The 15752-nt window shown below is 70.7% G+C and carries 1 protein-coding gene; it reads right to left on the bottom strand.

Features of this window, described 5'->3' with window-relative positions; all coding sequences use genetic code 11:
• Positions 1-73: 73 nt before the first annotated feature.
• Positions 74-15619 carry a type I polyketide synthase gene (locus tag ACRAKF_RS31420; protein WP_447041064.1) on the bottom strand — a complete coding sequence of 5182 codons (15546 nt, stop codon included), beginning with the start codon at positions 15617-15619 and terminating at the stop codon, positions 74-76.
• Positions 15620-15752: the final 133 nt, after the last annotated feature.

The raw sequence follows: 15752 nt of genomic DNA, 5'->3' as shown, positions 1-15752 counted from the left end.
TCACTCCTCTGAGGACCCCGGACAGGGGTGGAAAGCCTTCGGCCGGTAACTTCCGGGGACGGGGGCGTCCGCGTCATGAGAGTTCCTCGTCGAGGAAGTCGAAGATCTCGTCGTCGGTCGCCGACTCGAACGTGTCGGCGGCGGCCTCACCAGGTGCCGTCTCCGTCTGCTGCCCCACGGTCAGCTTCGCCAGGACCTGCTGCAAGCGCGAGGTGAGACGTGCCGTGGCGGCTTCGTCCGCCACCACCTCGGCGATCGAGGTCTCCAGCTTCTCCAGCTCCGACAGAACCGGCAGCACCAGCGATGCGTCCGGCTCTTCCGCCACCAGCTCCTGCGCCAGGTATCCGGCCAGCGCCCTGGACGTCGTGTAGTCGAACAGCAGGGTGGCGGGGAGCCGGAGGCCGGTCACCGTGCCCAGTTGGTTGCGCAGTCCGACCGCGGTCAGCGAGTCGAAGCCGAGTTCGAGGAAGCCACGGTCAGGGGCGATCATGCGCGGGCTGTCGTGACCCAGCGCCATGGCCGCGTGCTCGGTCACCAGTTCCAGGAGCTCCTGCTGCCGGGCGGCGGGCTTCATCGAGCCGATACGGCGGCGCAGGTCGGCGGAGTCGGCGCCGGAACCGCCCGTGGTTGTCCTCGCGGGGCCGCGCCGGGCCGTGGTCCGGATGATGCCCCGCAGCAGGGCCGGGATCGGCCCGTCCTGGGCTCGCCACGCCGCGGCGTTGAGGCGTGCCGGGACGAGGGTGGCCGCGTCGATGCCGCAAGCGGTGTCGAACAGGGCCAGGGCCTCCTCGGAGGACATCGGGGTCACGCCTTCGCGGGCAAGGCGCCGCATGTGGGCCTCGTCCAGCTTGCCGGTCATGCCGCTGCGCTCCTCCCACAGGCCCCAGGCGAGCGACTGGGCGGGCAGGCCCTCGGCCCTGCGCCGGTGGGCGAACGCGTCCAGGAAGGCGTTGGCGGCCGCGTAGTTGGCCTGGCCGGTGCCGCCGAGGGTCCCGGAGAGCGAGGAGAAGAGCACGAACGCGGACAGGTCGAGACCGGCGGTCAGCTCGTGCAGATTGAGCACCGCGTCCACCTTGGGCCGCAGCACACGGTCGATCCGCTCGGGTGTGAGGGCTTCGACGACGCCGTCGTCCAGCACTCCGGCGGTGTGCACCACGGCGGTGAGCGGGTGCTCGTCCGGCAGGGAGGCCAGGAGCGCGGCGAGGGAGTCGCGGTCGGCGGTGTCGCAGGCGGCGACCACGGCGTGGGCGCCGAGGTCCGTGAGCTCCGTCCGCAGTTCGGCCGCGCCGTCCGCGGCGAGACCGCGGCGGCTGACCAGCACGAGGTGGCGGACGCCGTGCTCGCCGACGAGGTGCTTGGCGACCAGGCCGCCGAGGCCGGATGCCGCCCCGGTGACCAGGACGGTGCCCTGCGGGTCCCAGGTGACGCCGGTCGTGGCCGACCGCTCGCCGCCCTGTTCGGACGCGCCGCCGCGGGCCGCTGCCCGGGCCAGCCTGCCGGCCAGGACCGTGCCGTCGCGGACCACGATCTGGGGTTCGTCGGTGGTGAGCGCCGCGGGGAGAATCCGGCGTGAGCTTTCCTGGTCGTCCAGGTCGGCCAGGACGAACCGGCCGGGGTTCTCGGACTGGGCCGAGCGCACCAGGCCCCAGACGGCCGCACTTGCGGGGTCGGCCACATCGGTGTCGTCGCCCGCGGCGATGGCCCCCTGGGTGAGGAACACCAGCCGGGATGCGCCGAGGCGGTTGTCGGCCAGCCAGCTCTTGAGCAGGTCGAGGGCGTGGTGGCCGGCTTCCCGTACCGCCTGTGCCAGTTCCCGCGTCCGGCCGGTGCGGGACACGTTCGCGGCGAGTACGACGTCGGGCGTGGTCGCGCCCGCGTCGATGGCCTCGGCCAGGGCCGCGAGGTCCGGGTAGGTGTCGATGGTGACATCGGCCAATCCGAGGACGCCGGTCAGCTCGGCCCGGTCGGGTCCGACGAGCGCCCAGCGCCCGGTGGCCGCGCCGCTCGTCTCCGGGGCGGTCGGCACCCAGTCGACCTGGTACAGCGATTCGTGCGGCTGGCCGGAGTTGACCTGCTCCGGGGCCACGGGCCGCAGTACGAGGGAGTCGACCGAGGCGACGAGCGCGCCGGAGGTGTCGGTGACATGCAGGGAGACCGTGTCCTCGCCGACGCTCGTGAGCCGGACGCGCAGCGCGGACGCGCCGCTTGCGTGGAGGGTCACGCCGTTCCATGAGAACGGGAGGGTGCTGCCGTCGCTGCCGGACGGCTTGAACGCCACGGTGTGCAACGACGCGTCGAGCAGCGCTGGGTGGAGACCGTAGCGTGCGGCCTCGCCTTCCTGCGCTTCGGGCAGGTCGACCTCGGCGAAGATCTCGTCGCCACGGCGCCAGGCGGCGCGCAGCCCCTGGAAGGCCGGGCCGTAGGCGAAGCCGACGTCGATGAACCGGTCGTAGAGGTCCGCCACGTCGATGGCCTTCGCCTCCGCGGGCGGCCACACGGCGAAGTCGGCGGCCACGGACCCCGGTGCCGTGGTGGACGGGTCCCTGCTGAGCAGGCCGGTCGTATGACGTGTCCAGGGGTCGTCAGGCTGGGCGCCCTCGGGCCTGGAGTGCAGGTTGAGCGAACGGGCTCCGGACTCGTCGGGTTCGCCCACGGCGAGCTGGATCTGGACCGCGCCGTGCACGGGCAGGACCAACGGCGTTTCGATGGTCAGTTCCTCCACCCGCTCGTAGCCCACCTGCTCGGCCGCGCGCAGGGCCAGTTCCACGAAGGCCGTGCCGGGGAAGAGAACGGTGTCCGCGAAGGCGTGGTCGGCCAGCCACGGCTGAGTGTCGACCGACAGGCGCCCGGTGAACAGGTAGGTGTCGGTGTCGGCCAGGGCGACGGCGGCGCCGAGGAGCGGATGGTCGGGCGAGTCCAGGCCGGCCGAGGTCACGTCTCCGCTGGTGGTCGGCGCGGCTTCGAGCCAGTAGCGCTGCCGCTGGAACGCGTAGGTGGGCAGCTCCACCCGCTGGGCGCCATGCCCGGCGAACACCGCGTCCCACTTCACCGGGGCGCCGTGGACGTGGAGTTCGGCCAGCGCCGTGGTCAGCGCCTGGAGCTCGGGCCGGTCCTTGCGCAGCACGGCCACGAGGGCGGGAGCGATCGCGTCATCGGATTCCGCGGCCGTCAGGCAGTCCTGCGCCATGGCGGTGAGCACACCGTCCGGGCCCACCTCGACGAAGGAGGTCACGCCCAGGTTCTCCAGGGTCCGTACCCCGTCCGCGAACCGCACGGCCTCGCGTACATGCCGGACCCAGTACTCCGGCGAGCACACCTCGTCCACCTCGGCCGGGGTGCCGGTGACGTTGGAGACCAGGGAGATGGTCGGCGGGGCGAACGACAGCCCTTCGACGACCTTCCGGAAGTCACCGAGCACACCGTCCATGCGCGGGGAGTGGAAGGCGTGGCTGACCCGCAGGCGGCGGGTCTTACGGCCCTCTCGCTCCCACTGTCCGGCGATCTCCAGCACGGCGGGCTCGTCGCCCGCGATGACCACGGCCGTGGGGCCGTTGACGGCCGCGATGCTCACCTCGGCCTCACGGCCGGCGAGCGATGCGGCGACCTCCTCCTCGGGCGCCTGGACGGCCACCATCGCGCCGCCTTCGGGCAGCGCCTGCATCAGCCGGCCACGGGCCGCCACCAGGGCGCACGCGTCCTGAAGGGAGAACACTCCGGCCACGTGGGCGGCGGCGATCTCACCGATGGAGTGGCCGATCAGCACGTCCGGGGTGATGCCCCAGTGTTCCAGGAGCCGGTAGAGCGCCACTTCGACGGCGAACAGCGCGGGCTGTGTGAACGCCGTCCGGTTCAGCAGTTCGGCGTCGGCGCTGCCCTCGGCCGCGAACATCACCTCGGTCAGCGGGCGGTCGAGCAGCATGTCGAGATACGAGCACACCTCGTCCAGCGCCTGGGCGAACACCGGGAAGGCGTCGTACAGCTCCCGGCCCATGCCGAGCCGTTGCGCACCCTGGCCCGAGAACAGGAACGCCGTCTTGTGCTCGGCCCGTGCCACGCCCTGGATCAGCGTGGCCGCGTTCCTGCCCTCGGCCAGCGCTTCGAGCCCGGCGCGGAACTGCGCCGGGTCCTGCGCGACCACAGCAGCGCGGTAGGGCAGGGCGGAACGGGTGGTCGCCAGTGAATAGCCGATGTCGGCGATGTCACCGGCGTCCGCGGTGCGCACACCGTCGAACTCGCGCAGCCGCCCGGCCTGAGCGCTCAGCGCATCGGCGTTGCTGCCGGAGAGCAGCCAGGGGACCACCGTGATACCGGCCGGCGAACCGGTGGCATCGCCACCCGTCTCCGGCGACGGCGCCTCAACGGGGTCGGCCGCCTCGATGATCGTGTGCGCGTTGGTGCCGCTGATCCCGAAGGACGACACGGCCGCCCGGCGCGGGCGGTCCGTCTCCGGCCACGCGGTCGCCTCGCTCAGCAGCGACACGGCGCCGCTGGTCCAGTCGACGTGCGGGGAGGGCTCGGCCGCGTGGAGGGTCTTGGGCAGGACGCCCTCGCGCATGGCCATCACCATCTTGATGACGCCCGCGACACCGGCGGCGGCCTGCGTGTGCCCGATGTTCGACTTGATGGAACCCAGCCACAGCGGCTGGTCCTCGGACTTCTCCTTGCCGTAGGTGGCAAGGAGCGCCTGCGCCTCGATCGGGTCACCCAGCGAGGTGCCCGTGCCATGGGCCTCGACCGCGTCCACATCGGCGGCCGACAGGCCCGCGTTCTCCAGGGCCTTGCCGATCACGCGCTGCTGCGACGGGCCGTTGGGCGCCGTGAGGCCGTTGGAAGCGCCGTCCTGGTTGATCGCCGAACCCCGGACGACGGCCAGCACCCGGTGGCCGCGGCGCCGGGCGTCGGACAGCCGCTCCACGAGGAGCATGCCCACGCCCTCGGACCAGCCGGTGCCATCGGCCTCGGCGGAGAACGCCTTGCACCGTCCGTCCGGCGACAGCACGCGCTGGGCGCTGAACTCGACGAACGTGCCCGGCGTGGCCATGATCGTCACACCGCCGGCCAGCGCCATGGAGCACTCTCCCTGGCGCAGTGACTGGCAGGCCAGGTGCAGGGCGACCAGCGACGACGAACACGCGGTGTCCACCGTGACGGCCGGGCCCTCGAAGCCGAAGGTGTACGAGAGACGGCCGGAGGCGACGCTGGACGCGCTGCCGAGTCCGAGATAGCCCTGCACACCGTCCGGCGCGCTGATCGCCCGGCCGCTGTAGTCCTGGTAGTTCGAGCCGATGAAGACACCCGCCTGGCTGCCGCGCAACGCCGCCGGGTCGATACCGGCCCGCTCGAACGCCTCCCAGGACGTCTCAAGGAGCAGCCGCTGCTGCGGGTCCATGGCCAGGGCCTCGCGCGGTGAGATACCGAAGAAGTCCGGGTCGAAGTCGGCGATGTTGTCCAGGAAACCGCCGGTGAGCGCGTAGGTCTTGCCCGGCTTATCGGGGTCGGGGTCGTAGAGCCCTTCGAGGTCCCAGCCGCGGTCGTCGGGGAATCCGGAGATCGTGTCGACTCCGGCGTTCACCACATCCCACAGCTGTTCAGGGGTCCGTACGCCGCCCGGGAAGCGGCAGCTCATCGCCACGATCGCGATGGGCTCGTCGAACGAGTCCGATCGGGTCGGCGTGATCTCGGCGGCGCCGCCTTCCTCGGTACCGAACATCTCGCCGTTCAGGAACCGCGCCAGCACCGTGGGCGTGGGGTAGTCGAAGACCAGACTGACCGGCAGCCGGAGGCCGGTCGCCGCGCCGATCCGATTGCGCAGTTCGACGGCGGTCAGCGAGTCGAATCCGAGGTCGCGGAAGGCACGGTCCGAGGCGACCGCGTCCGCGCTGTCGTGAGCGAGGACATCGGCGGCCTGGGCACGCACCAGATCGCGCAGCGCGGCTTCGCGCTTCTCCCGGGGCAGAGCTTCCAGGCGGTCGTGAAGTTCCGCCCGCCCGCGGTCGGCGCTGCCCGGCGCGGACTGCTTCCCCGTGGCCGTGGTCGGCACGCCGCGCAACTCGCGGAAGAGGGGGGTGGCGAAGGAGTCCGCTTCGAAACGTGCCCAGTCGATGTCCGCGACGGCGAGGAACGTCTCCTCGTGGTCCAATGCCTGGTGCAGCGCCGAGATCGCCAGCTCGGGGGACATGCCCAGCATCCCCGAGCGGCTCATCTGCTCTTCGAGATCCCCGGCGACCGCCATACCGCTCCCGGCCCAGGCGCCCCAGGCGATGGAGGTCGCGGGAAGGCCGTCCGCGCGCCGCTGCAACGCCAGCGCGTCAAGATAGGCATTACCCGCCGCGTAGCTTCCCTGGCCCGGGCCACCCAACGTGCCCGCCGCCGAGGAGAACAACACGAACGCCGACAGATCCATCCCCGCCGTCAGCTCATGCAGATTCCGCGCCGCATCCACCTTCGGACGCAACACCCCAGCCGCACGCTCCACCGTCAGGGCATCCACCACACCGTCATCCAGCACACCAGCCGTATGCACCACCGCAGTGAGCGGCAACTCCTGCGGAATCGCCTCCAGCACCGCCGCCAGCGCCTCACGGTCCGCCGCATCACACGCCGCCACCGTCACCGAAGCACCCAGGCCCTCCAGCTCCGCCTTCAGCTCAGCGGCACCCCCGGCCTCCAACCCACGACGACTCGTCAGCACCAGATGCTCAGCACCCGTACGAGCCAGCCAACGAGCCACATGGCCCCCCAGCGCACCCGTACCACCGGTCACCAGCACCGAACCGCCCGCACGCCACCCCTCAACACCCGTGGCCTCAACCACGGAAGCCCGCACCAACCGCTTGGCGAACACACCAGAGCCACGCACCGCGACCTGGTCCTCGCCGTCACCGCCCGCCAGCACCCCGGCCAGACGGACCAGCGCCCGGACGTCCACGGTCTCGGGCAGGTCCACCACACCGCCCCAGCGCTGGGGATACTCCACCCCCACGATCCGGCCCAGGCCCCACACCATCGACTGCACCGGACTCACCAGCCGGTCGGAACGACCCACCGACACGGCACCCCGGGTGCCACACCACAGCGGAGCCACCACACCCGCATCACCCAGCCCCTGGACCAGACCCACCGTCGCGGCAAGCCCAGCAGGAACACCCCCGAAGGACTCGTGCCCCGACTCATCCAACGCCAGCAGCGAGAACACACCCGCCACACCCGACGACTCCACCCCGGCCTCGTCGAGCACCACACGCAGCCGCTCCGCGACCGCCTCACGGTCATCCGCCGCCCCGACGGCCACGGAGACGACATGCGCACCACGGCCGGTCAAGCCATCCAGCACGGCGGCAGCCAGAGTCTCGTCACCGCAGGCTTCCGGAACGACCACGAGCCAGGTGCCCGAGAGCGTCGACTCGGACGCGGATGCCAGGGGCTTCCAGACCGCCCGGTAACGCCAGCGGTCGACCGTGTTCTGCTCACGCCGCTGACGGCGCCAGGACGACAGCGCCGGAAGCAACGCCGTCAACGACGACTGCTGCTCCTCGCCCTCCACCTCCAGCGTCCGCGTCAGCGCCTCCAGGTCCTCGCGCTCCACCGCGTCCCAGAAACGCGCGTCCACCGCATCGGCGCTCAAGTCGTCACCGGCGGCCGCCACTTCAGCAGCCGAGACGGCCTCCAGCCAGTACCGCTGCCGCTGGAAGGCGTACGTCGGCAGGTCGACCTGCCGGCCACCGTGTCCGGCGAACACCTTCCGCCAGTCGACGTCGCCGCCGTTGACATGAAGCTCGGCGATCGAGGTCAGGAACCGCTCCGGACCGCCCTCGTCGCGGCGCAGGGTGCCGACGACCACGGCTTGCGCCTCGGCGGCCTCCACCGTCTGCTGAACAGGGAGCGTGAGTACGGGATGCGGGCTCACCTCGATGAACACACCATGCCCGGCATCGAGCAGGACGCGGGTCGTGGCCTCCAGCTCGACCGTCTGCCGCAGGTTCCGGTACCAGTACTCGGCGTCCAGAGCAGCCGTATCCACCAGCCCACCGAACACGGTCGAATAGAACGGCACCTCGGAGGTGCGGGGCTTCAGGTCCGCCAAGACCCTCAGCAACTCCTCGCGGATCTCCTCCACATGCGCGGAGTGCGAGGCATAGTCCACCGGCACCCGGCGGACACGAATCTCCTCGCCCTCAAGCTCGGCGACCATCTCATCCAGCGCACCCGGATCACCGGAGACGACGACCGAGCCGGGGCCGTTGACCGCAGCGACCGAAATGGCGCCGTCCCAGGCAGCGATACGTTCCTGCGCCTGGTCGACCGGGAGCCCGACCGACACCATGCCACCGCGGCCGGCCAGACCCGCCGCGATCGCCTGGGACCGCAGGGTGACCACCTTGGCGGCGTCCTCCAGCGACAGCGCACCCGCCACACACGCCGCGGCGATCTCGCCCTGGCTGTGACCCATCACCGCATCCGGCTCGACACCCACCGAACGCCACAGCTTCGCCAGCGACACCATCACCGCGAACAACACCGGCTGCACCACATCCACCCGGTCAAAACCAGGAGCACCCTCGCCGCCGCGCAATACGTCCGTCAGCGACCAGTCCACATGAGCCGACAACGCCGTCTCACACTCACCGATCGCCTCGGCGAACACCGGCGAGGACTCAAGGAGCTCCACCGCCATGCCCAGCCACTGCGCCCCCTGACCCGGGAACACGAACACCGAACGGCCCCGCACATCGGCCACGCCACGCGTCACGCCCGAGGCCACCTCGTCGCCGGCCAACGCACCCAACCGCGCCAGAAGCTCCTCACGATCGGCACCCGTCACCACCCCACGGTGCTCGAACACCGAACGCGACGTCGCCAGCGAGAACGCCACATCGGCGGCGCTCAGCTCGGGGCGCTCGGCCACGAACTCCCGCAGCTTGCTGGCCTGGTCCCGCAGCGCGTCGCTGCTCTTGCCGGACACGGCCCACGCCACCGGACCATCGACGACCTCGGCATCGGCCTCGTCGGCCGCCTCGGCCTCCGGCGCCTGCTCCAGGATCGTGTGCGCGTTCGTCCCGCTCACGCCGAAGGACGAGACGCCGACGCGGCGCGGGTGGCCCGACTCCGGCCAGGCGGTGGCCTCGGCCAGCAGCGCGATGTCGCCCGCTGACCAATCCACGTGTTGTGACGGCTCATCGGTGTGCAGCGACTTCGGCAACACGCCGTGCCGCATCGCCATCACCATCTTGATGACGCCGGCCACACCGGCCGCCGCTTGCGAATGGCCGATGTTCGACTTCACCGATCCGAGCCACAGCGGCTGGTCCGCGGGCCGGTCCTGGCCGTAGGTGGCAAGCAGCGCCTGCGCCTCGATCGGGTCACCCAGCGACGTACCCGTACCGTGCGCCTCCACCGCGTCCACCTCGGCGGCCGACAGCCGGGCGGTCTTGAGCGCCGCGCGGATCACCCGCTGCTGCGACGGTCCGTTCGGGGCGGTCAGGCCGTTGGACGCACCGTCCTGGTTGACCGCCGAGCCCCGGACGAGGGCCAGCACCTCGTGGCCGTTGCGCCGGGCGTCCGACAGCCGCTCGACGAGCAGCAGCCCGACGCCTTCGGCGAATCCGAATCCGTCCGCGTCATTGCTGAACGCCTTGCACTTGCCATCGACGGACAGCGCGCGCTGACGGCTGAAGTCCACCAGCCCGGCCTGTGTGGACATCACCGTCGCGCCACCGGCGAGCGCCAGGTCGCATTCGCCCTGGCGCAGCGCCTGGACCGCGAGGTGCAGCGCGACCAGCGACGACGAGCAGGCGGTGTCCACCGTCACGGCGGGCCCTTCGAGGCCCAGGGTGTAGGAGATCCGGCCCGAGGCCACGCTGCCCGCGCTGCCGGTGCCGAGATAGCCCTCAAAGCCTTCGGGGGCGTTCCCTTGCAGCCGGGTGCCGTAGTCGTTGTACACGACGCCGACGAAGACTCCGGTCCGGCTTCCCTTCGCCGACTCGGGGTCGATGCCGGCCCGCTCGAACGCCTCCCACGAGGTTTCGAGGAGCAGCCGCTGCTGCGGGTCCATCGAGAGCGCCTCACGCGGCGAGATCCCGAAGAACGCCGGGTCGAACTGGTCCGCGTCGTAGAGGAAGCCACCGTTGCGGGCGTAGTACGTGCCCTCGCGCGACGGGTCCGGGTCGTACGTCGTCTCGAGGTCCCAGCCGCGGTTGGACGGGAGCGATGCGGTGGCGTCGGTACCACCCATCACCAGGTTCCAGAATTCCTCGGGCGTCCGCACGCCACCGGGGAAACGGCAGCTCATGGCGACGATCGCGATCGGGTCGTCGTCCGTGTGTGCCGGGGTGTTGGCGGTTCCGCCCGCCGCCGGCGCCGCGATGGCCGTGTCCTGCGCCCCGAGGATCTCCGAGCGCAGATAGCCCGCCAGTACGGTCGGGTTCGGGTAGTCGAAGACGAGCGTGGCCGGGAGGCGCAGACCCGTTTCCGCGCTCAGCCGGTTCCGCAGTTCCACGGCGGTGAGCGAGTCGAAGCCCAGTTCCTTGAAGGACCGTGCCACCCCGACAGTGTCCGACTTCGCGTGTCCCAAGGCGGCGGCCGCCTGGACGCGGATCAGCTCATCGAGCAGGAACTGCTCCTGGTCCGCCTCGGACATGTCGGCCAGTCGCCGCCGCAGACGGGCGGCGATGTCGTCCACGTCGGCGGCTCCGGCGCCCACGACGCGCCGGACCGTCATTCCCGGCACTACGTTGCGGAAGAGTACGGGGAGTTCGGCGCCCTGCGCACGCAGCGCCGGGGTGTCCAGTCGGAAGAGAACCGGAACGACCGCAGCCGAGATCAGAGCCGCGTCGAACAGCTCAAGCCCCTCGTCCGTGGCGAGTGGTACCAGGCCCGAGCGGGATATCCGCTGGACGTCGTCCTCGCCGAGGTGTCCGGTCATGCCGCTGGCCTCGGCCCACAGGCCCCACGCCATCGACACACCCGGCAACCCCTGCGTCCGGCGCCAGGAGGCGAGGCCGTCCAGGAACACATTCGCCGCCGCGTAGTTGCTCTGCCCCGCGCCGCCCAGCACACCAGTGGCCGAGGAGAACAGCACGAACGCCGACAGGTCCAGCCCCTCGGTCAGCTCATGCAGGTTCCACGCCGCGTCCACCTTCGCCCGCAGCACCGGCTCAACCCGCTCACGAGTCAACGACGTCAGCAACCCGTCATCCAGCACACCCGCCGCATGCACCACACCACTCAACGTGAAGCCCGCCGGCAGCCCCGACAGCACCCCGGCCAGAGCCTCGCGGTCCGCGGCGTCACACGCCGCGATCACCACCTCGGCGCCCGCAGCCTCCAGCTCCGCCCGCAACTCCCCCGCCCCCGCGGCCTCCCCACCACGACGAGACAGCAGCACCAGCTTCGTGACCCCATGCCGCGCCACCAGATGCCGGGCCACCAAACCACCCAGCACACCCGTGCCACCCGTCACCAGCACCGCGCCAGAACCAAACGCCCCCGACTCCGACGGATCCGGTGCCGGCACCCGGCCCAGGCGCGGCACCCGCACCGCGCCCGACCGCACCACCACCTGCTCCTCCCCCAGGCCCAGCACCCCGGGAAGAACACCGTCGACTCCCTCCACGTCATCGGTGTCCAACAGCACCAGACGCCCAGGATTCTCCGACTGCGCCGACCGCACCAGACCCCACACCGCGGCCCCGGCCAGATCCACCACGCCCTCACCCGCATCAACAGCGCGCCGGGTCACCACCACCAGCCGCTCACCCGCGAGATCCCCATCCCCAACCCACGCCTGCACCCGCTCCAGGACCTCAAGGACCCGCCCGTACACCTCACTCACCACATCAAAACCACCGGAGACCACCCGCACGACCTCAGTCCGCGACGCCACCTCCCCCACCACACCCGTGGGCGCATCCACCCACTCCACCCGGAACAGCGCATCCCGCGCCACCCCACCCGCAGTGCTCAGCTGACCCGCGTCAACCGGCCGCAACACGAGCGACTCGACCGACGCCACCCCACGCCCCGACTCATCCCCCACCAGCACCGACACCGCATCCGACCCCACACCCACCGGAGCCAGCCGCACCCGCAACGACGTCGCACCCACCGCATCCAGAGCAAACCCACGCCAGGAGAACGGCAACAGACTCCCCGAACCCCCCGCGAAGCCCTCACTCACCCCCAACGCATGCAACGCCGCGTCGAACAACGCCGGATGCAGACCAAACCGGCCCGCCCGCTCCCGCTCACCCTCCGGAAGTCCGACCTCCGCGAACACCTCACCATCACGCCGCCACGCACGCTTCAACCCCTGGAAAACCGGCCCGTACTCCAGCCCGTTCTCCGCAGCCCGCACATACTCACCCGACACATCAACCGACTCAGCCCCCACCGGCGGCCACACACCGAAGTCGAACCGGGTCTCGGAGCCGGGCGCGGCCGAATTCAGCAGACCGTGGGCATGCCGCGTCCAGGCGGCACCCTCACCCTCCGCTTCCTCCCGCGAGAACACGTTCACCTCGCGGAAGCCGGCGGCGTCCGCCTCCTCCACCTCGACCCGAAGGTGCACCCCGCCCTTCTCGGGCACGATCAGCGGCGCTTCCAGGATCAGTTCCTCTACCCGACCACAGCCGACCTGATCGCCCGCCAGTACCACCAGCTCCACGAACGCCGTCCCCGGCAGCAGCACGACCCCGTGTACGGCGTGATCCGCCAGCCACCCATGGGCGGCCAACGACAACCGCCCGCTCAGCAGCACCCCGCCGCCGCTGGCCAACGACACCACCGCACCCAACAACGGGTGCCCCAGCGAACCCAACCCCACCGAGCTCACATCGCCCACACCCGCGGGGGCGTCGAGCCAGAAGCGCTCCCGCTGGAAGGCGTAGGTCGGCAGGTCGATCTGGCGAGCGTCGTGTCCGGCGAACACCTTCCGCCAGTCAACGCTTGCCCCGCTGACATAAAGCTCGGCTGCGGAGGTCAGGAATCGCTCCGGGCCGCCCTCGTCGCGGCGCAGGGTGCCGACGACCACGGCCTGGGTGTCAGCGGCTTCCACGGTCTGCTGCACCGGCAGGGTCAATACAGGGTGCGGGCTCACCTCGATGAACACGGTGTGGCCCTCATCGAGCAGGAGGCGAGTCGTGGCCTCCAGTTCGACCGTCTGGCGCAGGTTGCGGTACCAGTACTCCGCGTCGAGAGCGGCCGTATCCACCAGCTCACCGGACACGGTCGAATAGAAGGGCACTTCGGAGGTGCGGGGCTTCAGGTCCGCCAGGACCCTCAGCAACTCCTCGCGAATGGACTCCACGTGCGCGGAGTGCGAGGCGTAGTCCACCGGAACCCGGCGGACACGGATCTCCTCGCCCTCCAGCTCGGCGACCATCTCATCCAGCGCACCCGGATCACCCGACACCACGACCGAACCCGGGCCGTTGACCGCCGCAACCGAGATCACACCACCCCACCGGGCGATACGTTCCTGCGCCTGATCGACCGGAAGCCCGACCGACACCATGCCACCACGACCGGCCAGACCCGCCGCGATCGCCTGCGACCGCAGGGTCACCACCTTCGCGGCATCCTCCAGCGACAACGCGCCCGCCACACACGCCGCGGCGATCTCGCCCTGGCTGTGACCCATCACCGCATCCGGCTCCACACCCACCGAACGCCACAGCTTCGCCAGCGACACCATCACCGCGAACAACACCGGCTGCACCACATCCACCCGATCGAAACCGGGAGCACCCTCGCCGCCGCGCAGTACGTCCGTCAGCGACCAGTCCACATGAGCCGACAACGCCGTCTCACACTCGCCGATCGCCTCGGCGAAGACCGGCGAGGACTCAAGCAGCTCCACCGCCATACCCAGCCACTGCGCCCCCTGACCCGGGAACACGAACACCGAACGACCGGGTGTTTCGGCGCCGTTCCCCCAGACCACACCGGGGAGCTTCGCCCCCTCGGCCACCGCTTCCAGGCGCTCCAGGAGCTCCTCACGGCTGGTCCCGGTCACCACGGCGCGCTGCTCGAACGCAAACCTGGTCGTCGCCAGGGAGAGCGCCACATCGGCGGCGCCCAGTTCCGGACGCTCCGCCACGAACTCCCGCAGCCGTCCGGCCTGCGCCCGCAACACGGTGTCGCTCTTGCCCGACACCACCCAGGCCACCGGGCCCGCGACGCCGCCGTCGGCAGGCTCCTCCGCAGTCTCGGCCTCGGCCGCCTCAAGCTCCGGCGCCTGCTCCAGGATCACATGCGCGTTCGTCCCGCTCACGCCGAACGAGGACACACCGGCCCTGCGCGGCTCGCCCGTCTCCGGCCACGGCCTGGACTCGGTCAGCAGCTCGATCTCGCCCTCGGACCAGTCCACGTGGCTCGACGGGGTGTCGACATGCAAGGTCTTCGGCAGCACGCCGTGCCGCATCGCCATGACCATCTTGATGATGCCGGCCACACCGGCAGCGGCCTGTGTGTGACCGAGGTTCGACTTCAGCGAGCCCAACCACAGCGGCCGTCCCTCCGGCCGGTCCTGCCCGTAGGTGGCAAGCAGCGCCTGCGCCTCGATCGGGTCACCCAGCGTCGTGCCCGTACCGTGCGCCTCGACCGCGTCGATCTGGCTGGTGGTCAGCTCGCAGTTCTCGAGGGCCTGCCGGATCACGCGGCGCTGAGAGGGGCCGTTGGGGGCCGTCAGGCCGTTGCTCGCGCCGTCCTGGTTCACGGCGGAGCCGCGTACCACCGCCAGGATCTGGTGCCCGTTGCGCCGCGCGTCGGACAGCCGTTCCACCAGCAGCACACCGATGCCCTCGGACCATGTGGTGCCGTCGGCGGCGTCGGCGAACGCCTTGCACCGGCCGTCGGCGGCAAGGCCGCGCTGGCGGCTGAAGGTGACGAAGCCCTTGGGGCTCACCATGACCGTCGCACCGCCGACCAGCGCCATGGAACACTCGCCCTGACGCAGCGCCTGCGCGGCCAGGTGCAGGGCGACCAGCGCCGATGAGCAGGCGGTGTCCACCGTCAGCGCGGGGCCCTCGAAACCGAAGGTGTAGGAGACACGGCCCGAGGCGATGCTGGTGGTGGCGCCGTTGTGGAGGTACGGCTCGATCTCGTCCGGTATCTGCGCGGCCTCGGAAGCGTAAGTGGTGTGCATGGCGCCGGTGAAGACGCCTGTCTGGCTGCCACGCAGCGACGCGGGGTCGATGCCCGCCCGCTCCATGACCTCCCACGACGTCTCGAGGAGCAGCCGCTGCTGCGGGTCCATGGCCAGCGCCTCGCGGGGCGGGATGCCGAAGAACGCGGAGTCGAATTGATCCGCGTCGTGGAGGAAGCCGCCTTCGCGAACGTAACTGGTACCCGGATGTTCCGGATCCGGATTGTAGATCCCCTCCACGTCCCAGCCGCGGTTTGTCGGGAAGGGCGAGATGGCGTCCGATCCATCGGCGACCAGGCTCCACAGCGCCTCGGGGGAATTCACTCCACCCGGAAACCGGCAGGCCATACCGATGATGGCAATGGGCTCGGTGGCCGAACTGACCAGCTGGCGGTTCTGACGCCGGAGCCGCTCGATTTCCTTGAACGACTTGCGCAGCGCTTCAACGGCTTTGTTCTGGTTGGATGCAGCAGGCATCAGAAACTCCACACTTGACGCGTCGTTCGCTGGAAGAGCGCAACGGCCCTGAAAGTTACAAAAACACGCATTGCCATACGGATACCGGCCACACTAGCTCTGGTTTCGTAAGGGAAACCCTAGAAACCTACTC

It is taken from the genome of Streptomyces sp. DSM 118878, from assembly GCF_052936595.1.
This window is presented reverse-complemented; position numbering and strand designations above follow the sequence as displayed.